Source organism: Mesorhizobium sp. M0626, from assembly GCF_040320665.1.
Taxonomy (GTDB): domain Bacteria; phylum Pseudomonadota; class Alphaproteobacteria; order Rhizobiales; family Rhizobiaceae; genus Mesorhizobium.
This window is the reverse complement of record NZ_JAMYQD010000016.1, coordinates 20358-40041: the sequence shown is the minus strand read 5'-3', so window position 1 is coordinate 40041 and position 19684 is coordinate 20358. Positions and strand designations below refer to the sequence as shown.

The following is a 19684-nucleotide window of genomic DNA, read 5'->3' as shown; positions in this document are numbered from 1 at the left end:
GGTCACCCGAGCAAGGATAATTAACCTAAAGATTTAGCCAATGGCTGCGGGGCGGCGTTTCAGGCGCGCGCAGGGCGCTTGCGCATCCAGATGACGACGCGGAAGGCGATGTAGAGCAGCGCGACCGCGGCATGCGAGAAGACGATCAGCGGCCGGTGGCCGTAGAGATCGGGGAAGCCGGCATACATGATGGTCTCGGTGACAGCACAGATGAACCAGATCACCGGGCCCCACGACGCCAGCATCCACAGGCCGGCGGCGGCGAAGGGGAAGAACACGGCCAGCATCACCGCCACGACCTGCCAGTGCACCGGCATCAGGTCGAAGCGCCACAGCGGGCCGGGATAAAAACCGATCAGCCGGATCCAGTACAGGATGCCGAACAGCAGGCAATAGCCCGCTATGACGCGCAGGAACCAGGCGAAGATGATCTCGACGCCCGAGGGCTGCAGCACGATGCGCCGCGACGTGACCTCGCTCACAGTTCGAGCTCCCGTTCGAGCGGCGCGAAATAGGCGTCCACCGAAGCAGCGTCGACCTCGGCCAGGCTTGCCGGCCGCCACTGCGGCGTCGAACCCTTGTCGACGAGGACGGCGCGGATGCCTTCATAGAAGTCGTGCCCGGCCAGCATGCGGTTGAGGATGCGGAACTCCATCTTCATGCAGGCTTCCATCGACAGCGTCAGCCCGGCGCTGATCTGGCGCCACGCGACATTGAGGCTGGTCGGCGAGCGGGTGCGGATGGTGGCCAGCGTCTTGGCGGCAAACTCGTCGGCGCCTGCCGCCCGCTCCAGGCTCTCGAGGATTTCGGCGAGCGACGGTTGGGAAAAATGCCGGGCGATGGCTTCCAGCACCGGCTGGGCGGTTTCGCGCCGGGCCGGCACGAAGAAGCCGCGCAGCACCGATTCCGGATCGCCATTGGCGCAAAGCCGGTCGAGAAAGGCAGCCTGGTCGGCGGCCTTGATGGTGTGGGTGGCCAGGCCCGACCACAGCGCATCGCCATAGCGAATGCGGTTGCCGGTCAGCGCCAGATACATGCCGTAGCTGCCGCCAAGGTCGGGCAGCAGATGGCTGCCGCCCACGTCGGGGAAGAAACCGATGCCGACTTCGGGCATGGCGAACTGGGCGTTCTCGGTCAGCACGCGCTGCGAGCCGTGGAAAGAGATGCCGACGCCCCCGCCCATCACGATCCCGTCGATCAGCGCGACATAGGGCTTTTTGTAACTGTTGATGCGGGCGTTGAGCCGGTATTCGTCGGCGAAGAACTCGACCGGCGGCTTCCCGGCGCGGGCCTCGTAGACGTGCATGATGTCGCCGCCGGCGCAAAACGCTCTGCCCTCGGCCTTGACGACGACGACATCGACGCCGGTATCGCGTTCAAAAGCGTCGAGCGCCTTGTCCAGCGCCTTGATCATGCGATGTGTCAGCGCATTGAGCGCCTGCGGCCGCGTCAGCGTGACGACGCCTGCCTTGCCCAACCGTTCGAAGCGGATCTCGTCGCCGCCGCCAAAGTCCATCGTCAGAGAATCCCTCCCCGCGCCTGCGGGACTGAAGTGCTAAAGGTGGCGCATGGGTGCGTCAACCGGCGGGCGCGGTTTGGATTTTCGCAATGCAACGCGACCGTGCTTTGCCCCGGGCAGAAATGCGCGCAGAATTGCCGGCGAAACAGCCTTTCTTCTGATGCAGGGACAAACGCATGACGCTTGAAACCGCAGCGCCGAGCCATGGCTGGGAGATGCCGAAAAAGTTCGACCCGGATGATGTTCTCAGCCGCCCGCTGATGGCCAATCTGGCGACCGTGACCGCTGACGGCGCGCCGCGCAACGCGCCGATGTGGTTCATCTGGGAGGACGCTGCGATCTGGCTGCTCGGCTCGACCGGGGCAAGTGCTGTCAAACACCTCGAACGTGACCCGCTGCGCCGTGGAGATCGTCCATTTCGACAGTGAGGCCGGCATCCTGCTGCATCTCGGCCTGCGCGGCGTCGCCACCATCGAAGCGATGGCGCCGAACCGCTTCAAACGGCTGCTGCACAAATATCTCGGCCCGGAGGCGACCTGGAACCGCTGGTTCATCGACAATGTGGCCGACATCGACCATCCGGACGGGCGCCTGATCCGGCTCGCCCCGGAGAGCATCTTCACCAACAATGTGTCGTTCTTCAAAACCGGCCCCGAGCTGGCGTGGCCGCCGAAGCCGTAAGCAGCGCGTTATCGACTGGCACAATCGTGTCGCATTGGTCAGCGGCAAGGCCTCGTGGTAAAAGCCGCCCCGACCCGGAGTTTTTGCGATGAACAAATTCACCCCCGCGACGAGCAACAAATTCGCACCGGCAAAGCCCGCCGGTGCGCGCAGCGTCGACGAGATCACCGGCAGCCGCCGCTTGCGGCGCATGCGCAAGGCCGACTGGTCGCGCCGCCTGGTGCAGGAAAACCGGCTTACGGTGAACGATCTGATCTGGCCGATCTTCGTGATCGACGGCAAGAACACGCGCGAGCCGATCGCCGCCATGCCCGGCGTCTTCCGCCTGTCGCTGGACCTCGCCGTCAAGGAGGCCGAGCGGGCCGCTAAGCTCGGCATTCCGGCGATCGCCACCTTCCCCAATGTTGAACTCAGCCTGCGCGACCAGACGGGATCGCACATCCTCGACCCGGAAAACATCATCAACCGCGCCACCCGCGCCATCAAGGACGCGGTGCCGGAGATCGGCATCATCACCGATGCGGCGCTCGACCCGTTCACCTCGCACGGCCATGACGGCATCTTGCGCGACGGCATCATCGTCAATGACGAGACGGTGGAACAGGTGACCGCCGCGGCCGTCATCCAGGCGGCGGCCGGCGCCGACATCATCGCGCCGTCCGACATGATGGACGGCCGCATCGGCGCCATCCGCGACGCGCTCGACGCCAATGGTTTTCAGGATGTGGCGATCATGTCCTATGCGACGAAATTCGCCTCCGCCTTCTACGGCCCCTACCGCGAGGCGGTCGGCACCGCCGGCCTGCTCAAGGGTGACAAGAAGACCTACTATCTCGACCACGCCAATTCCGACGAAGCGGTGCGCGAGGCCGAGCAGGACATCGCCGAGGGCGCCGACATGCTGATGGTCAAGCCCGGTCTGCCCTATCTCGACATCATCCGGCGGTTGAAGGATGAGTTCCAGATGCCGACCTTCGCCTACCAGGTTTCGGGCGAATATTCGATGATCAAGGCGGCGGCTGCCAATGGCTGGATCGACGGCGAGAAAGCGATGCTGGAATCGCTGCTCGCCTTCAAGCGCGCCGGCTGCGACGGCATCCTGACTTACTTCGCGCCGGAAGTGGCGCAGATGCTGAAGGGATAAATTTCACTCCAGCACATAACTCTCTTTGACATTTCTTGTTTCGAAATCCAGCCGACCGCTCCCGTAAACCGACATGTCTTGGAACAAGTCGGGATTCTTGATGCCTGCTTCAACACAGGCTTCTCTCAATTTGGGGGTGCAAATGACAATGCCCATGTTCTTCTGTTTGAAGATATGCGCATCGCCAACAATCTCCTCCTTGAAATAGAAGCAGGCGCCTCCGGCGCGGTCGTAGTGGACGCCTCCATTCTCGCCGATCAAAAGCCTAAACTTCGACGATTCGAGATCCACGGCATCAATCTTGCGAACGATGTCGCAAAGGTAGTGCTTTGGTTCGATCGGCTTTCCGCTCAAATAGAATACGTCGCAGTCGTTAAACACGACCCCATCGGGGTCGACTGACTGCAGAACGTCCTTCAGGCGCTCGGATACAAGCCAGTAACAATGAAAATCTTCTAAGTCTTTTGGTGGCCTGCAATAGTCTGTCGCTTCAGGCCGTAGCCTGGGCGTCTCCGGGTACTCAGGAAAGCCGTATCCCCCAAACTCCGTCGGCCCGAGCAGTATGCGGGATGGCGGCACCAAAGCTTGGGCGTTTTCCAGCTGAAGACAATGGGACCCGCCGCGATATGTCGGTCCGATCTGGAAGAATTTTCCATGTTTCTTGGATTTCGCCTCTTTGCGGAAAACCCGCTCTGGGACTTGAGCTGGCCTATTCTGCGGGCGGTTCCGGTTGGCAAACAGTTTTGCAATGAGTGAAATAATGGTCACGTGCGCGCCTGCTCAGTTTACCGACTTTCGAGTTCAAGACTAAATCGCGTGAGAGTACCCGTCCACCTGCTTCGCGCCCGAAGTGGCGCAAATGCTGAAGGGTTAGCCGGAACCCTGATACACCGGGTTCCGGCTTTTCCTCACGCCTTCGGCAAATAAGGGATCGTTCCAGCGAGATCGGTATCGTCGATCAGTTGGAAGCGGCTGTCGCTGCCCTTCCGGCGCTCCGCCACAAACGGAGCGTATTGCGGATCGTTGGTGAAGGCTTCGGCTGCCTTTGCCGACGGAAACGCCATGATGGCGATCAGGCTGGTGTCGAGCGGCTTGCCCTCCAGCGTCTTCACATTGCCGCTGCGGGCGAGATACTTGCCGCCATGCTTGTGGACGAGGTCATGCACCGAAGCGGCATAGGCCGGCACCCATTTGTCGTCCTTCACCTTGATGTCTGCGATCACGTAAGCGGTCATTGTCCAACTCCTCATGGATCGGCACCGGACTGCCCGGTGACGTGACCGCTGCCTCGCATGGCGGCGCCGGACCGCTCCAGTCACAGAACTGTACCGGGGGTGCCAGTACAGCTTCTGTACTGGCTGAACTCAGGTTTTCTGAATAAGGTCCGGCAACATCTTTTGGAGCTCACCACATGACACAAGCCGGTTACAAGCAATTCTGCCCGCTCTCCATGGCCGCCGAGCTGCTCTGCACACGCTGGACCATGGTGCTGCTGCGCGAACTGGTGGCGGGATCGACCCGCTTCAACGATTTGCGCCGCGGCGTGCCGAAAATGTCGCCAACCCTTCTGTCGCAACGGCTCAAGGACCTCGAGGCCGGCGGCATCGTCGAGCGGACCGAGATCGCGACCGAGAAGGGCGTGTTCGAATACAGGCTGACCGAGGCGGGCCGGGATTTGCGCCCGGTTGTCGAGGCGATGGGGTTTTGGGGCCAGAAATGGGTCGAGGCCAGGCTGTCGCTCAAAAACCTCGATCCGTCGCTGCTGATGTGGGACATGCGGCGCAATCTGAACCCCAGTCCGCTGCCGGACGGGCGCACCGTGATACAATTCCTGTACCATGACCTGCCGGCGTCAAAACGATCGTGGTGGCTGATCGTCGAAAAGCAGGGCGAGGTCGATCTTTGCTGGTACGATCCGGGCTTCGACGTCGATCTCTACGTCTCGACCGATCTGTGCACCATGACCTCGATCTGGATGGGGCTGACGACAGTTCACAAGGAACGCGACAAGATCAGCCTGACCGGCGATCTCGACGTCGCCGGCAAGATGCAGATCTGGCTTGGGCTCAGCCCGTTTGCGGTGATGCCGAAGCGCGTGGCGGCTTGAGGTCCCTGCGCATTCCACAGATCGGCTTGCCTCTAAAAATACTAGTTGCAAAATGCAATCAGTTTGAATACTGATTGCAAATCACAACTGGTCACCGAAAGGGAGTCTCCATGTCCAAACTTCGCGTCAATGCCTTCACCTTGTCGCTCGACGGTTTCGGCGCCGGTCCTGACCAGGACCTGCAAAATCCGCTCGGCGTTGGTGGCGAATATCTGCACAAATGGATGACCGGCACCCGCACCTTCCATGAGATGGTCGGCAAGGATGGCGGCACCACCGATGTGGACGACCGGTTCACTGTCCGCAGCTTCGACAATGTCGGGGCCTGGATCCTCGGCCGCAACATGTTCGGCCCGATCCGTGGCGAATGGCCAGACGAGAGCTGGAAAGGCTGGTGGGGCGACAACCCGCCCTATCACGTGCCGACCTTCGTGCTGACCCACTACAAGCGCGACCCCATTGTGATGGAAGGCGGCACCGTTTTCCACTTCGTTGCCGGCGGCATCCACGCCGCGCTCGAACAAGCAAAGGCCGCGGCCGGCGGCAAGGATGTCCGCGTCGGCGGCGGCGTTTCCACCATCCGGCAATATCTGCAAGAGAAGCTCATCGACGAGTTGCATCTGGCGGTGTCGCCGGTGTTGCTCGGGAGGGGCGAGAGCCTGTTTGCCGGGCTGGATATGCTGAAGCTGGGTTACCAGTGCACCGAGCAGGTGGCGACAGCGCTCGCCACGCATGTGACGATCAAGCGGGTGTAGTGGCGAAGTGATAGGCGCAGGCTTCTTTCTCCCCGTTCTACGGGGAGAAATGCCCGGCAGGCAATGAGGGGCAGCGCTGCTTTTGGAGGTTAGCAGCGTCCGACGGCTGTGAATTCGTCGATGCCGGCGCTGCCCCTCATCCGCCCTTCGGGCACCTTCTCCCCGTGAAACGGGGAGAAGGAAAAGTGCTCAATACTTCTCCGGCACGTAAAGCTCGCGCGGCAGGACCTGGCGCTCGTACTCCGGGTTGAACACCCGCTCGGGCAGCGTGATTTCTTCGTGCGGCACGTCCTCATAGGGCAGCTGTTTGAGGAGATGGTCGATGCAGTTCAGCCGCGCCCGCTTCTTGTCGTTGCCTTCGACGATGTACCACGGTGCCTCTGGGATGTTGGTGCGGGCAAACGTCTCCTCCTTGGCCTTGGTGTACTGCTCCCAGCGCACGCGCGACTGCAGGTCCATCGGCGACAGCTTCCACTGCTTCATCGGGTCGTGGATGCGCATCATGAAGCGCATCTGCTGTTCCTCGTCGGTGATCGAGAACCAGTATTTGACCAGCGTGACGCCGGAGCGGACCAGCATGCGCTCGAACTCCGGCACGTCGCGGAAGAACTCTTCGACCTGATCGGGTTCGGCAAAGCCCATCACCCGCTCGACGCCGGAGCGGTTGTACCAGGAGCGGTCGAACAGCACGATCTCGCCGCCGGCCGGCAGATGCGGCACGTAGCGCTGGAAATACCACTGCGATTTTTCGCGCTCGGTCGGCGCCGGCAGCGCCACGACGCGGCAGATGCGCGGGTTGAGGCGCTGGGTGATGCGCTTGATGACGCCGCCCTTGCCGGCGGAATCGCGTCCTTCGAAAACCACCACCAGCTTCTTCTTGTGGTAGGCGACCCAGGACTGCAGCTTGATCAGTTCCGACTGCAAGCCGATCAGGTCGCGGAAATACTGCATGCGGTCGATCGACGGCGGATGCGCGTTCTTGTAGATCTTGGAGATCTCCAGCGACAGCGCCGGCTCCGACATTTCAAGCTCATAGTCCTCGTCGAGCATGTCGGCGAGTTCGGCTTCCAGCCAATCCCTGGCCGGAGAATTCTGCTTCAACTCGGTCATTTCCACTGCTCCGCTTGCCGGCTGGCATGAAACCCTGAGCCGACTCGATATAGGCCGCCAATGACGGTTTTATTGCAAGCCGCCGGCCAGCCGGTCATCACTGCAAACCAGCGAGCATTGCCGATCCATCGCCCTGGGATGGCGACAAGCCGCTCAAATTGTCCTACAATTGGCGGACCCCTTCGGGCTTCCCCGCCCTTTCCTGCTAAAACCGCCTCCCCACCAAAACTACGAGGATCTGACATGGAATACCGCACGCTTGGCCGTTCCGGCTTGAAAGTTTCGGCGCTGACCTTGGGAACCATGACCTTCGGCGGCAGCGGGCCGTTCGCCGCCGTCGGCAATTCCGATCTCGCGGAGGCCTCGCGCATCATCGACACTTGCATCGATGCCGGCATCAATCTCATCGACACCGCCAATGTCTATTCCAACGGTCTGTCGGAAGAGATCATCGGCGAGGCGCTCGGCGGCAAGCGCAAGAACGACGTGCTGATCGCCTCCAAGGCGCGCATGCGGATCGGCAAGGGCCCCAATGACGAAGGCCTGTCGCGCCATCATCTGATCCGCGAATGCGAGAAGAGCCTGAAGCGCCTCAGGACCGATGTCATCGACATCTATTTCCTGCACGAATGGGACGGCGCGACGCCGCTCGAGGAAACCATCTCCGCGCTCGACACGCTGGTTGCCCAGGGCAAAATCCGCTATGTCGGCTGCTCCAACTATTCCGGCTGGCAGGTCATGAAGGCGCTCGGCATCAGCGACAGCCAGCACCAGCCGCGTTTCGTCACCCAGCAGATCCACTACACGCTGGAAGCACGCGAGGCCGAGTATGAGCTCTTGCCGATTTCGGTCGACCAGGGCCTTGGCGTGCTGGTGTGGAGCCCGCTCGCCGGCGGCCTGCTGTCGGGCAAATACCGCCGCGACAGTCCGACGGCGCGCCAGATCGGCGGCTGGTCGGAACCGCCGATCCGCGACGAGGGCCGGCTGTGGCGGATCGTCGACGTGCTGGTCGACATCGGCGCCACTCGCGGCGTCTCGGCGGCCCAGGTGGCGCTGGCCTGGCTGCTTGGCCGGCCGGCCGTCAGTTCGCTGGTGATTGGCGCACGCAACGAGGCCCAGCTGAAAGACAATCTCGCCGCGGCAAGCCTGACGCTGTCCTTTGATGAACGCCAGCGTCTCGATGCCGTCAGCCGGCCGCCGGTGCTCTATCCCTACTGGCACCAGCAGTTTACGGCGAAGGACCGCTTCGGCCCGGCCGATCTGGTTATGGACCGCAGCGTCATCTGACTTAAGGGCGCCGGAAGCCGCTAGCCCGCGATAAACCGCCAGACCTGCGGATCGGGCTCGATCTGGCCGCTGAGCACGAAATATTTGTAGAGCACGAGCAGGCAGATCGCCTGCTCGGCCCGCTCGTCGGCGAATTTGCGGCAATAGGCGTTGGCCGCCGCAACGATGCGCTGGGCCTCGGCCGGATGCTGCTCGAGATGATGCACCCGCTCGGCCAGATCGCTGAAGTCGGGCGCCAGCGGCACATAATGGACATCGGGCTCGAGCTGCCCCTCGGCGAACCAGGTCTCGTAAGTCGGCGGCGGCATCAGGCAGAGCGAGTTCGAGCTCATGATCCATTTCAGATTGGTCGCGACATCATTGCCTTCGAGCGAGATGATGTAGCGGTAGCGGCGCTGCTGATCGATGCTGAGATAGGGCTTGCGGTATTCCGCAGGTGCTGTCGCCCTCGGCGTGCCGACATCGCAGAACGGCAGATTGCGGGCTGCATCCAGCAACAAGGTGCGGATCGGATTGTTGAGTTCGCCGCGCCAAACGACGAGCGGATGCTTGTCGGCGAAGGCGACATCGTCGGCCGGCATGTAGAAATGACGGAACTTGTTCAGCTTGAACAGGACGCCGTTGCCGTTGTCGCCGGCTATCGGCCGGTCCTTGACGATCGACGGCATCTTCGGCACTTCGATGACGTCGCCGAATTCCAGGTCGATGCGCAGATCTGGGTCGAAATAACGGGTGAACTCCTTCAGATCGTAATAGTACATGCTGCGGTCCGACGGCAGCCGGCTGACCGGCACGGCCTCGGGGCTGGGGCTAAAAGGCTCCCGCAGCGTGTTGTAGTAATTGAGCCGCTGGCGGACCGATGCGTCGGAAAGCCTGGCCTGATCGAGCAGCCGGCCGAGCCGGCGCCGGAAAAGAACCGGCGGCGCGATGTCGCGCATGGCGTTGCGCGCATAGTAGATCAGCTTCTGTGCGTTTCTTTGAAGCGTGGCCATCGGTCGTTTTGATTCGAAATCGGTCGGCGGCGGCTCCAGCAACTGTCCCGCAGCCTTTTCTAAACCATTGTGTTCGCCATCACGCAAGTCCAGAACCGCTGGCATCTGCCCTCGCGGCGCTGTTGTGTTTGCCGGCCAATGCTTCTAGGCAGGATCAGGCACAGCGAAAGGAAACGATATGGCTCGACCACCGAATTACGGTCAGGAACGCAAAGAGCGCGACCGGCAGAAGGCCGCCAAGAAGGCGGAGAAGCTCGCCGCCAAGGTCGCGGCCAAGGAGCGCGCCGAGCCTGAGAACGAGGCAAGTTCGAAAACCGACACCGAAACAGAAAAATAGGCAAGACAGGATCACCGGCCCACGAAACGGGCCGGATCCTGGCAAAATGCCGGTCTGATCAGGCCGATGTGATCAGGCCGGGGCCTTGTCGCTGACGAAGACGTTGACCTCGCGCGCGGCGGCGATGAAGGCGCGTCTTGCGATCATCGCCGGCTTGTCGCCGGCCAGCGCGTCATGGCAGGCCTGCAGCGCTTCGCGGTGCTTGGGGCTGCGCTTGCCGGGCCAGCTGTTGAGCAGGTAATCGGAAGCCTCGCGCACCGTACGCAAGAGCTGAGTGCTTCCCTCCGTGCCCGACTTAACGGTCACGGGTGTTTCAAATCGGTTGTTTTCCATGGGCGCCTCTTACGCCATCGGCGTCCGCGAAGCGAGGCCGAAAGCGGATCGCGACGGCGTTCTTTCGTTTTCGTGACCAGTATCAAGCGGCGACGACGGCAAAACCCCTGGCGCGCAGGCCGCGCCGGTCATTGTGCAACGACGTCACCAGGCGAGCGCGGCTGCCGGCGATATGGGCGGAAAGTCGCGCCGCCGCCGCATCGGCATCGCCGGCCCGCACCGCCGCCAGAATGGCGTGATGCTCGCTCCAGGCGCGGCCAAGGGCCGCCTCGTCGCGCACCTCCAGCCAGCGCGCCCGCGACAGCCGCGTCATGGCATCGCGCACGGCCCGAAACAGGAACTCGTTGCCGGAGAGCCGCGCCAGTTCGATATGGAAATCCATGCCGACGCGGTGCCATTCCTCGCGCGGCGTGGCAGTGTCGCAGGAGTCCAGCATCGCCTCGATGACATCGGCTGCGCTCCTGTCGGCCAGCGCCGAAGTCAGCCTGACCGCCGCGACCTCGACCGCTTCGCGGTACACCGCGATCTGTTCCAGTTCGGCAAGGTTGATCGGCGACACGGTCCAGCCGCGCCCGTCACGGCAGATCAGCCCTTCCGTCTCCAGCCGCAGCAGGGCTGCCCTGACCGGCGTGCGCGAGGCGCCGAAGCGGCTCTCGATCCAGCGCTCCGTCAGCCGCTCGCCAGGACCGACCTCGAGGCCAAGGATCATCTCGCGAAGCGCTTTTTCGACGATCTGCATCTGCGACATAGTTGCTTCCATTGCTGGCGATCGGCCTTGCCCGTTGGTCTTGCCGATCACATTGAGAGCGCCTGATTGACAGCAGCCGGGCTTTGCGTCCATGAGGTACCAAGTTGGTATCCCAAAATGGTATCCGCAGCAAGCGGACAGGACAGGACATGCCGCAGGACAGTGCAGCGCAGGCCGCCGAAGCGCCTTCCACCTACAACATTCATTGGCGGCGCAACCTGCTCGTGTGCTTTGCCGGATCGTTCAGCACGCTTGTGGCGATGACGCTGTTGCTGCCGTTCCTGCCGCTCTATGTCGAACAGCTGGGCGCCCTGGGCCACGCGGCGATCGTGCAATGGTCCGGCATCGCCTTCGGCGCCACCTTCCTTGCCGCGGCCCTTGTCGCACCGCTGTGGGGGCGGCTCGGCGACCGCTACGGCCGCAAGGTGATGCTGGTGCGCGCCAGTTTCGGCATGGCGATCTGCATGTCGCTGACCGGCATGGTGCAGACCGTCTGGCAATTGGTGCTTTTGCGCCTGCTGATCGGCTTTGCCGGCGGTTATTCCTCAGGCTCGACGATCCTTGTCGCCATGCAGACGCCGAAGAAGCGCTCCGGCTGGGCGCTCGGCGTGCTGTCGGCCGGCATCACCGCAGGCTCCCTGGTCGGCCCGTTGCTTGGCGGCGCGCTGCCGCCATTGATCGGTATTCGCGCCACCTTCCTCATCGCGGGCGGCGTCATTTTCCTGGCGGCGCTGGCGACGACGTTCCTGATCAAGGAGATGCCTCGCCCGCCAATGCAGGCACAACCCAAGGAGAAACCAAAGGGCGGTTGGGCGCAGATCCCCGACAAACGCCCTGTCGTGGCGATGCTGGCAACCGGCATGCTGTTCACCTTCGCCAACATGTCGATCGAGCCGATCATCACCGTCTACGTCCAGCAACTGGTCGCGGACGCAAGCCGGGTGACGCTGGTCTCCGGTGTCGTCATGTCGGCGGCGGCGCTGGGCGCCATCCTGTCGGCGTCACGGCTGGGTAAGCTCGCCGACCGCATCGGCCACTGGAACGTCATCGTCGCATCGCTGGCCGTCTCGGCGCTGCTGTTGATACCGCAGGCCTTCGTCACCGAGAGCTGGCAGTTGGTCGGGCTGCGGTTCCTTATGGGTCTGGTGCTGGGCGGGCTGTTGCCCTGCATCACCAGCGTCATCCGCCACAATGTTCCCGATGGGGTCGGCGGCAATGTGCTGGGCCTGGCAATCTCGGCGCAATATGTCGGCCAGGTCGCGGGGCCGCTGCTGGGCGGCTTCGTCGGCGGCCATTTCGGCATGCGCGCGGTGTTTCTCGGCACGTCGGTGCTGATGGCGGGCGGTGCCGCGTATAATTGGCTGGCCCAGGCGCGCCGCACGCGCGACATGCTGGCGATATCGGAAAAATCCTGACAGACAGGTCGCGCCGCCTATCGTCAATCACGGAGCCCGAGACATGAGCATCGCCGAGTCAGCACCAGCAAACAGCGCGCGCATCCTCGTTTTCGCCGGCGGCATTGCCGGCGCGGCGGGCGTGGCGCTGTCGGCGGCATCAGCGCATCTCGGCGGCGCCTTCGTCGGCACGGCCGCATCCTTCCTGCTCATGCATGCGCCGGTGTTTTTGGCCGTCGGCCTCGCCGGCGCAAACCGGATCTTGCGGATCGGCAGCCTGGTGCTGCTCGTCGGGCTTGTTCTGTTCTGCGGCGATCTGCTGGCACGGGATTTCGTGGGATCGCGGCTGTTCCCGATGTCGGCGCCGATCGGCGGCACCTTGCTCATCGCGGGCTGGCTGCTGATGATCGCGGCCTCGGCGCTCGTGCGGCAACGGTCCTGACGAGCCAAGAACCCTGTCCCATCAGATATCACACGAGGCTTAATCCTGCCGGTTTTGCGGCAGCAGGTCGCGGTTGCGCTTGGCAGACTTGGTCGGCCGCCGCCTTTCCGGCTGCTCCGTGGCAGGCGAGATACCCCAGTAATTGCGATAAATGTCTTCGAACAGATGCTTCACGGGATGCATGTTCGTCTCCTCTTCAAGAACTTGAATCGATCCAATCAGCTGGCACGAAAATGCCGGGGCCGATCAGCTGCGCTTGCGTTTCACAAGGTATTGCAGGTCACGCCTCCACGGCCCGACCTTGTCGCGGCGCCTGCGGGTGGCGGCGTCGGAGACTATGCCCCAATCATTGCCGTAGATGTCTTCGAACAGATAATTCACGGGATGCACGGCACCCTCCTCTTGAATCGATCCAAGTTATACTTGGTGAATCCCTTGGATCGATTCAAATATAGACCCTCTCCGCCGTCCGATCAAGGGAAAATTTGAACCGATCCAACGAAAGTGCTAAACAGGCTCCGGTTCAGGAGACGAAAATGACGGCATTGACCTCCGGCAAGACGAGACCAGTGCGGCTTGCCGACATCGCCAAGGCGGCCGGGGTCTCGCACGGTACCGCGTCCAACGTGTTCGCTCGCCCGGAAATCGTGCGCGAAGAGGTCCGCGAGCGGGTCAAGGCGGCGGCGGAAGCGATGGGCTATGCCGGCCCGGATCCCAAGGGCCGGCTGCTGCGCGCCGGCAAGGTCAACGCCATCGGCGTGGCAACGGCGGAACCATTGTCCTATTTCTTCGACGATCCCTTTGCCCGCGTCATGATGGCCAGCATTTCGCAGGCCTGCGACGCCACCGGCGCCGGAATTTCGCTGGTCTCGGCCGCCAACAGCGAGCAGCTCGCCTGGAACATCCAGAGCGCCCTGGTCGACGGCTTCATCGTGTTCTGCATCGAGGGTGGGTCGCGGCTGGTCGAACTGGCGCGCGAACGCAAACTGCCTTTCGTGGCGCTTGATCTCGATTCGGAAAATGAGGCGGTCGCTGCGATCGGCGTCGACAACGTCGCCGGCGCGGGTCTGGCGGCGCGCCATCTGGCCGAGTTCGGCCATCGCAGCTTTGCCGTACTCGCCCTGGAATCTGCCGACGCTGGCTTTGGTCCCGTCACGCAGGAGCAAGTCGAGACGACATCCCTCTACTCGGGCACACGCGACCGTCTGCGTGGCTATTTCGGCGAGCTCTCCCGCTTCGGCATCGACGTCTCGCAAGTGCCAATCTACGAAACCCTCAATGACGAGGCGAGCGTTCGGGCCGGCCTCGATCATATTTTCGCGCTGCCGCAGACGCCGACGGCAATCCTGGCCATGTCGGACAAGATCGCGCTGCATGCGCTCGACTGGCTGCGCGAGCGTAACATTGCCGTGCCGGGCGATGTGTCAATCGTCGGCTTCGACGGCGTGCCGGAAGGCGCCGACTCCGAGCCGCCACTAACCACTGTCGCCCAGCCGATCGCCGAGATGGGCCGGCTGGCCGTCAAGGCGATCCTCGAAAATGACGGCTCGCAGCACCGGCAATTGCTGCCGGTCGATCTTGTGGTGCGGGGGTCGTCCGGCCCCTCGCCTGCTAGCTAGGCGGCTGATGTGGGATCATCGGCTTAGCCTTGGCATCGCGGGCATGCCGAAGGTCTGGTGAACGGCTGGCGCTTCTTTGCGAACCGGCTTTTTGCCCAAGCCGATGCCGGACAGCCACTCAAGATAGAAGGCGAGCGCGAATTGCATGGCGATGCCGGCCGAAATCAGCAAGACGTCATAGGCAAAGCCGCCCGGATTGATCAGCTTCATCACCTGCGCCGCCATGGCGATCAGCGTGCCGGCGAGGAACACCGGCAAGGAGCGCTTGCCGAGCAGGGCAAGCGGATGGTCCGGGCTGAGACGGAACAGGTTCGAGAAAGCCGGCAGGGCGACGATCAGATAGCTCACCGCCAATATGTGCAGGAGCCGCGGCAGCGACAGGAACGTCTTGTCGAAGCCGCCGATCACCACGGGCAGGTTAAACCACGTTATCTCGCCCCAGAGCGGGCTGTGCACCCAGACCGCCGCTGCCGCGACATAGGTCGCCGCGGCGCCCACCAGCCAACGATTGACGGGAATTGTGCCGCCGCGCCTGACATGCAGCATGCCGGCAAGGCCGATGTTGAACAGGAATTGCCAGGACAGCGGGTTGAGGAACCAGAAGCCGGGCTCGGGATAGTTCGGCGGCGCGATCTGCCAGAGGCCGGCGACGAGCCACAGCGCGCCGGAAAAGACCAGCGCCGGCAGCGGCCGGTAGCTGACGAAGAGCAGGAAGAGCGGCGCCATCAACAGCAGCGCCGCATAGACCGGCAGGATGTTGTTGTAGCCAAGCTGGTGGCCGAGCGTGACAATGCCGATCATGACCTCCGGCGTGTTCTTCATCAGCGGCTCGATGTTGATCAGCTTGAGCAGTTCCGGCCGCCGGCCGAACACCGCCGCGGCGCAGAACAACGCCATCACAACCATGGTGGTGACGATGTGGGCGCTGTAAAGCACGCCGGCCCGGCGCCACATCTTCAACATCGCCAGCAGCCGGCCGCCCGGCTGGAACTTGGTGCCATATGCGAGTGCGACCGACATGCCGGAAATCAGCACGAAGGCTTCCGCCGCGTCCGAGAATCCGAAATTCTTGTAGGTCAGCGTTTCGAAGACGGTGCCCGGCACGTGGTCGATATAGATGGTCAGGAGTGCGAGCGCACGGAACACGTCAATGCGCGTGTCGCGATCGGGGATACGCGGAGCGCGATCGGCGATACGCGGAGCGCGATCGGCGATAGGCGGGGCGCGATCGGGCGGGACTGGCAGGGTCATCGACAAAAGGCCTCAAAGGAGAGCAAGGATGCTCGCGTTGTTCATGCCGGGATGCGACCATCGGCGCACACCGCTTCGATTCCTCCCGCAGGGAGCATATCGGCGCAGAAACGGTCTGAAATGAGCCTGTTGCAATCACATTTCGCGGAGCGTGAAAATATTCCGTTTTGAAGCTGGCAAAGGACCAATGTCTCCGTGAAATCAATGAGATATGAGCGTGCATCGATATAGCGACGAGAACGCCTTTCTGCATCAGGATCTGGCGTTTCCCTACCGCCTCCTCAAGCCGGAGAATGCCGGCGGCGAGAGCCTGTTTTTACTGCACGGATCGGGTGTCGACGAAACGACGATGGTGCCGATTGCGAGGCAGATCGCCCCCAACGCCACGCTGGTCGCGGTGCGTGGCCGCATCCGCCAAGAAGACGGCTTCCGCTGGTTCGAGCGGATCACGCCGACCAGTTTCGAACAGGCGAGCATCCGTGCCGAAACATTGGCCTTTGCCGCCTTCGCAAGCGAGGCCGCAAAGCGCCACGGGCTCGACCTCGCCCGGGCGACTTTCGTCGGCTATTCCAACGGCGCCAATCTGGTTTCCAGCCTGATGCTGCTCAACTCCGGCCTAGTCCGAAAAGCAGTGCTGCTGAGAGCGATGCCCGTGCTTGACGATGCGCCGGCAACCGATCTGACCGGAACGCGCGTCCTGATTGTCGCCGGTGCCGCCGACGAGACCTACGGGCCGTTTGCGCCGCCACTGGTGAGGCTGCTCAACAAACATGGCGCCGAGGTCGATGCGCGCATCGTGCCTTTAGGTCACGAAATCGGCGACCCGGATGCCGCCATCGTCCGGCAATGGCTGGCGGGACCAGCATTGGTCGCACGCCAGGCAGGCTAGGAGACCTTGGTAGACCGCATCGGCGCCCGGCGGAACAGCTGAGCAGATGCTCGTCGCCTAGCCCTGTCCCATCCGGTTCCAGGCATCGAGCCCGGCGATCTTGTAGGCTTCGGCCAGCGTCGGATAGTTGAAGGTGTTGTTGACGAAGAAATCAACCGTGCCGCCGAGGTTGATCACCGCCTGGCCGATATGGATCAGTTCGGTGGCGCCTTCGCCGACGATGTGGGCGCCGAGCAGGCGGCGCGTTTCGACCGAGAACAGCAGCTTCAGAAAGCCGGAGTTGACGCCCATGATGTGGCCGCGCGAGGTTTCGCGGAACCGCGCCAGACCGACTTCATAAGCAGCGCCGCTCTCGCGCACCTGCTCCTCCGACTGACCAACGGTGGAGATTTCCGGCACGGCGTAGATGCCATAGGGGAAGGTTTCCGGCGGCGGTGGCAGTTGCACGCCGAAGGCGTGGCAGGCGGCCACCCTGCCCTGCTCCATCGATGTCGAGGCAAGGCTGGGGAAACCGATGACGTCGCCGGTGGCATAGATGTTGGGCGCACTGGTCTGGAAGGTCTGCGGATCGACCTTGATGCGGCCCCGGGAATCGGCCTCGATGCCGACCACGTCGAGGCCGAGGCTGCCGAGATTGCCGCTGCGGCCGGCGGCGTAAAGCACGATCTCGGAGCGGATGGTGCGGCCATCGGCGAGCGTCACTTCGGCATAGTCGGGTTTTGAGACGATTTCCTTGACCGTACTGCCGAGGCGAATGGTCATGCCGCGGTCGCGCATCTCGTGGATGAAGTCGTCGACGATCTCGCGGTCGACGAAATCGAGGATGGTGTTGCGCGGCTCCACCAGCGTCACCGGCACGTCGAGCGCCGAAAAGATCGTCGCATATTCAACGCCGATGACGCCGGCGCCGATCACCGTCAGCGTGCGCGGCAGATGGTCGAGTTCCAGCATCTCATCGCTGTCGAAGACGCGGATCTTGTCGAAAGGCACGTCGCGCGGCCGGTGCGGCCTGGTGCCGACCGCGATCAGCGCATTGGTGAAACCAACCTCCGAGTAGTCGCCATTGTCTGCCGTCAGGCTGACCTTGTTTGGGCCGACGAATTTCGCCATGGCGCGCACGCTTTTGACGGCGTTGCGCATAAACTGGTGCTGCAGCACCTCGACCTCGTGGTCGAGCGTCTTGTGCAGCCGCTCGACCAGGTCGGCGATGGAGATGTCCTGCTTGACCCGGTAGCCGCGGCCGTAAAAGCCCCGCTCGCGCCAGCCGGACAGGTTCAGCACCGTCTCGCGCAGCGTCTTCGACGGGATGGTGCCGGTGTGCACCGAGACGCCGCCGAGGCGCCGGCCCCTGTCGACCACCAGCACCGATTTGCCGAGCTTGGCCGATTGCACCGCGGCGCGGCGCCCGGAAGGGCCGCTGCCGATGACCAGCATGTCGTAATCCATGTAACCCCGTCCCCTCGGCGTCTTGTTGCGCCGCAGCAAGCTAACGCCATCCGTCCACCAAATTCAATCGGCTCAACCGCGTCACACTGCCGAGCAGGACCGATGGACGAACCGATCTTGATTCCGCCCGCGGTCTTCACCATTTCAGTGGCGGCGCACCCTAGCGTGGCGCCTGTTACGAGGACATGACATGAACGCGCGCGTACTTGACGGCGAAATCATCACCAGCAGGCTCGACGACGTCAGGGCCTATGACGGTGTGCGCACGCGGCGCATCCTGGCCTTCATCATCGACTATTGCATCGTGGCGCTTCTCACCATTCCGTTCGCGATCCTGGTGGCCGTGCTTGGCCTTTTGACATTCGGTCTTGGCTGGGCGCTGTATTCCATCCTCGTGCCGGCGGTCGCCATTCTCTACATCTGGAACACGCTGGGCGGTCGCAACCAGGCCACATCAGGCATGAAGATGATGGGCATTCGACTCGATCGTCTCGACGGCAGCCGTATCGACGGCCTCACCGCCGTTGTCCATTCGGTGCTGTTCTGGGCGAGCACGGTCATCCTGACGCCGCTCGTCCTCCTGGTGACGCTGTTTTCCGATCGCAAGCGCACACTGCACGACCTGCTGCTTGGCACGGTCGTCAGCCGCAGCGACCGTTGAACCGGCGTTCAACCGGGGCCAACAGGCATTTGTGCGCAAATGTGAAGGGGTCCGCTCAACCCCGCCCTCACAATCCTGTTGAATTTTTCGCCAGCCAAGCCAAAGGTAGAGCGATTCGCAGGAGTGTTCCCAAGGTTCGATGACGCACCATCCGACCCAGTCGCCGCAGTTCTTCCTGACCGCGCCATCGCCGTGCCCGTATCTCGAGGGCCAGTTCGAACGCAAGGTGTTCACGCATCTGGTCGGCGACAAGGCGCCGGAGATGAACGACCTGTTGACGCAAGGCGGTTTCCGGCGCTCGCAGAACATCGCTTACCGTCCCGCCTGCGAGACCTGCCGCGCCTGCGTCTCGGTGCGCATCCTGGCGCAGGAGTTCACCGCCAGCCGCAACATGAAGCGGGTGATCCAGCGCAATTCCGATCTGATCGGCGCCATGCACGACGCGCAGCCGTCGACGGAGCAGTATTCGCTGTTTCGCGGCTATCTCGACGCTCGCCATCGCCGCGGCGGCATGTCCGACATGACGGTGCTCGACTACGCCATGATGGTCGAGGATACCCATGTCGACACCAAGGTGATCGAATACCGGCGCCGCGGCCCCGACACATTCATCACCGGCAAGGGCCAGGGCGAGCTGATCGCCGTGGCGCTGACCGACAAGATGGCCGATGGCCTGTCGATGGTCTATTCCTACTTCAATCCCGAGTTCGAGGACCGCTCGCTCGGCACCTTCATGATCCTCGACCATATCGCCCGCGCCCGGGCCATGGGCTTGCCCCATGTCTATCTCGGCTACTGGGTCAACGGCTCGCGCAAGATGAACTATAAAATGCGCTTCATGCCGCAGGAGCATCTCGGCCCGAAGGGCTGGGAACGCTACGACCACGAAGCGGTCACGCGCTGATTTTTCTTCTTACCAGATCCTGATCTAAACATTTCAGCCGAGACGATGCTGGTCTTCCGCCCGTT

General features: G+C 62.8%; 25 protein-coding genes. 13 read left to right on the top strand and 12 right to left on the bottom strand.

Features of this window, described 5'->3' with window-relative positions; translation table 11 throughout:
* Positions 1 to 59: 59 nt before the first annotated feature.
* Both NKI37_RS20925 and NKI37_RS20920 read right to left on the bottom strand, forming a co-directional pair.
* The gene (locus tag NKI37_RS20925; RefSeq protein ID WP_023734150.1) at positions 60 to 482 is read right to left on the bottom strand and encodes a DUF6163 family protein; all 423 of its coding nucleotides are present in this window, start codon (positions 480 to 482) and stop codon (positions 60 to 62) included.
* Positions 479 to 1516 (bottom strand): enoyl-CoA hydratase/isomerase family protein, encoded by a 1038-nt coding sequence (locus NKI37_RS20920; RefSeq protein WP_023734151.1) that lies wholly within the window; start codon positions 1514 to 1516, stop codon positions 479 to 481. Before NKI37_RS20920 ends, NKI37_RS20925 begins: the two co-directional genes overlap by 4 nt.
* Before the next feature lie 179 nt (positions 1517 to 1695).
* On the opposite strand from NKI37_RS20920, the gene NKI37_RS20915 reads away from it, so the two are divergent.
* The 3 genes from NKI37_RS20915 (at position 1696) to hemB (ending at position 3344) form a co-directional block, all read left to right on the top strand.
* Positions 1696 to 1947 (top strand): pyridoxamine 5'-phosphate oxidase family protein, encoded by a 252-nt coding sequence (locus NKI37_RS20915; RefSeq protein ID WP_245260846.1) that lies wholly within the window; start codon positions 1696 to 1698, stop codon positions 1945 to 1947.
* Positions 1907 to 2200: a hypothetical protein gene (locus tag NKI37_RS20910; protein ID WP_245260847.1), complete on the top strand. Its 294-nt coding sequence runs from the start codon at positions 1907 to 1909 to the stop codon at positions 2198 to 2200. Before NKI37_RS20915 ends, NKI37_RS20910 begins: the two co-directional genes overlap by 41 nt.
* A gap of 88 nt (positions 2201 to 2288) precedes the next feature.
* Positions 2289 to 3344, top strand: coding sequence for a porphobilinogen synthase (hemB, locus tag NKI37_RS20905; RefSeq protein WP_023693252.1), 1056 nt, complete (start codon positions 2289 to 2291; stop codon positions 3342 to 3344).
* A 3-nt stretch (positions 3345 to 3347) separates the two neighbouring features.
* On the opposite strand, the gene NKI37_RS20900 is transcribed toward hemB, so the two are convergent.
* Together NKI37_RS20900 and NKI37_RS20895 are read right to left on the bottom strand one after the other, a co-directional pair.
* Complete coding sequence (locus NKI37_RS20900; protein ID WP_352794552.1) at positions 3348 to 4112, bottom strand: imm11 family protein; 765 nt, start codon at positions 4110 to 4112, stop codon at positions 3348 to 3350.
* Between the two features lie 140 nt (positions 4113 to 4252).
* Positions 4253 to 4579, bottom strand: coding sequence for a DUF1330 domain-containing protein (locus tag NKI37_RS20895; RefSeq protein WP_023673003.1), 327 nt, complete (start codon positions 4577 to 4579; stop codon positions 4253 to 4255).
* A 176-nt stretch (positions 4580 to 4755) separates the two neighbouring features.
* Here NKI37_RS20895 and NKI37_RS20890 point away from each other — a divergent pair, with 176 nt between their 5' ends.
* The gene (locus tag NKI37_RS20890) at positions 4756 to 5451 is read left to right on the top strand and encodes a winged helix-turn-helix transcriptional regulator (protein WP_023682403.1); all 696 of its coding nucleotides are present in this window, start codon (positions 4756 to 4758) and stop codon (positions 5449 to 5451) included.
* 110 nt (positions 5452 to 5561) lie between these two features.
* Positions 5562 to 6206: a dihydrofolate reductase family protein gene (locus NKI37_RS20885; protein WP_023697456.1), complete on the top strand. Its 645-nt coding sequence runs from the start codon at positions 5562 to 5564 to the stop codon at positions 6204 to 6206.
* A 189-nt stretch (positions 6207 to 6395) separates the two neighbouring features.
* Here the strand turns inward: NKI37_RS20885 and ppk2 are convergent, their stop codons facing one another.
* Positions 6396 to 7316 carry a polyphosphate kinase 2 gene (ppk2, locus tag NKI37_RS20880; protein WP_023682405.1) on the bottom strand — a complete coding sequence of 307 codons (921 nt, stop codon included), beginning with the start codon at positions 7314 to 7316 and terminating at the stop codon, positions 6396 to 6398.
* A 243-nt stretch (positions 7317 to 7559) separates the two neighbouring features.
* Between ppk2 and NKI37_RS20875 the strand changes: the two genes are divergently transcribed.
* On the top strand, positions 7560 to 8603 hold the full coding sequence (locus NKI37_RS20875) for an aldo/keto reductase (RefSeq protein ID WP_023700559.1): 1044 nt from the start codon (positions 7560 to 7562) through the stop codon (positions 8601 to 8603).
* Between the two features lie 20 nt (positions 8604 to 8623).
* Here NKI37_RS20875 and NKI37_RS20870 read toward each other — a convergent pair whose 3' ends face one another.
* Positions 8624 to 9595 (bottom strand): glycosyl transferase family 90, encoded by a 972-nt coding sequence (locus NKI37_RS20870; RefSeq protein ID WP_023700560.1) that lies wholly within the window; start codon positions 9593 to 9595, stop codon positions 8624 to 8626.
* Positions 9596 to 9773: 178 nt separating this feature from the next.
* Between NKI37_RS20870 and NKI37_RS20865 the strand changes: the two genes are divergently transcribed.
* On the top strand, positions 9774 to 9932 hold the full coding sequence (locus tag NKI37_RS20865) for a hypothetical protein (protein ID WP_023673009.1): 159 nt from the start codon (positions 9774 to 9776) through the stop codon (positions 9930 to 9932).
* A gap of 72 nt (positions 9933 to 10004) precedes the next feature.
* On the opposite strand, the gene NKI37_RS20860 is transcribed toward NKI37_RS20865, so the two are convergent.
* Together NKI37_RS20860 and NKI37_RS20855 are read right to left on the bottom strand one after the other, a co-directional pair.
* On the bottom strand, positions 10005 to 10238 hold the full coding sequence (locus NKI37_RS20860) for a DUF982 domain-containing protein (RefSeq protein WP_245259900.1): 234 nt from the start codon (positions 10236 to 10238) through the stop codon (positions 10005 to 10007).
* 109 nt (positions 10239 to 10347) lie between these two features.
* On the bottom strand, positions 10348 to 11013 hold the full coding sequence (locus NKI37_RS20855) for a GntR family transcriptional regulator (RefSeq protein WP_023689520.1): 666 nt from the start codon (positions 11011 to 11013) through the stop codon (positions 10348 to 10350).
* A gap of 149 nt (positions 11014 to 11162) precedes the next feature.
* Between NKI37_RS20855 and NKI37_RS20850 the strand changes: the two genes are divergently transcribed.
* Positions 11163 to 12428 (top strand): multidrug efflux MFS transporter, encoded by a 1266-nt coding sequence (locus NKI37_RS20850; protein ID WP_352788028.1) that lies wholly within the window; start codon positions 11163 to 11165, stop codon positions 12426 to 12428.
* A gap of 43 nt (positions 12429 to 12471) precedes the next feature.
* The gene (locus NKI37_RS20845; RefSeq protein ID WP_352788031.1) at positions 12472 to 12849 is read left to right on the top strand and encodes a DUF423 domain-containing protein; all 378 of its coding nucleotides are present in this window, start codon (positions 12472 to 12474) and stop codon (positions 12847 to 12849) included.
* A 39-nt stretch (positions 12850 to 12888) separates the two neighbouring features.
* Here the strand turns inward: NKI37_RS20845 and NKI37_RS20840 are convergent, their stop codons facing one another.
* Both NKI37_RS20840 and NKI37_RS20835 read right to left on the bottom strand, forming a co-directional pair.
* Positions 12889 to 13032: a hypothetical protein gene (locus NKI37_RS20840; protein ID WP_023673014.1), complete on the bottom strand. Its 144-nt coding sequence runs from the start codon at positions 13030 to 13032 to the stop codon at positions 12889 to 12891.
* A 63-nt stretch (positions 13033 to 13095) separates the two neighbouring features.
* The gene (locus tag NKI37_RS20835; RefSeq protein ID WP_023673015.1) at positions 13096 to 13239 is read right to left on the bottom strand and encodes a hypothetical protein; all 144 of its coding nucleotides are present in this window, start codon (positions 13237 to 13239) and stop codon (positions 13096 to 13098) included.
* A 146-nt stretch (positions 13240 to 13385) separates the two neighbouring features.
* Here NKI37_RS20835 and NKI37_RS20830 point away from each other — a divergent pair, with 146 nt between their 5' ends.
* Positions 13386 to 14468: a LacI family DNA-binding transcriptional regulator gene (locus NKI37_RS20830; protein ID WP_023682412.1), complete on the top strand. Its 1083-nt coding sequence runs from the start codon at positions 13386 to 13388 to the stop codon at positions 14466 to 14468.
* Positions 14469 to 14483: 15 nt separating this feature from the next.
* Here NKI37_RS20830 and NKI37_RS20825 read toward each other — a convergent pair whose 3' ends face one another.
* The gene (locus NKI37_RS20825) at positions 14484 to 15719 is read right to left on the bottom strand and encodes an OpgC family protein (RefSeq protein WP_023682413.1); all 1236 of its coding nucleotides are present in this window, start codon (positions 15717 to 15719) and stop codon (positions 14484 to 14486) included.
* A gap of 217 nt (positions 15720 to 15936) precedes the next feature.
* Here NKI37_RS20825 and NKI37_RS20820 point away from each other — a divergent pair, with 217 nt between their 5' ends.
* Positions 15937 to 16608 (top strand): alpha/beta hydrolase, encoded by a 672-nt coding sequence (locus tag NKI37_RS20820; RefSeq protein ID WP_352788035.1) that lies wholly within the window; start codon positions 15937 to 15939, stop codon positions 16606 to 16608.
* Between the two features lie 57 nt (positions 16609 to 16665).
* Here the strand turns inward: NKI37_RS20820 and sthA are convergent, their stop codons facing one another.
* Positions 16666 to 18054, bottom strand: coding sequence for a Si-specific NAD(P)(+) transhydrogenase (gene sthA, locus NKI37_RS20815; protein ID WP_352788037.1), 1389 nt, complete (start codon positions 18052 to 18054; stop codon positions 16666 to 16668).
* Positions 18055 to 18244: 190 nt separating this feature from the next.
* Here sthA and NKI37_RS20810 point away from each other — a divergent pair, with 190 nt between their 5' ends.
* Both NKI37_RS20810 and NKI37_RS20805 read left to right on the top strand, forming a co-directional pair.
* Positions 18245 to 18715 (top strand): RDD family protein, encoded by a 471-nt coding sequence (locus NKI37_RS20810; RefSeq protein ID WP_023673020.1) that lies wholly within the window; start codon positions 18245 to 18247, stop codon positions 18713 to 18715.
* 139 nt (positions 18716 to 18854) lie between these two features.
* The gene (locus NKI37_RS20805) at positions 18855 to 19619 is read left to right on the top strand and encodes an arginyltransferase (RefSeq protein WP_023682417.1); all 765 of its coding nucleotides are present in this window, start codon (positions 18855 to 18857) and stop codon (positions 19617 to 19619) included.
* The last annotated feature ends 65 nt before the right edge of the window (positions 19620 to 19684 follow it).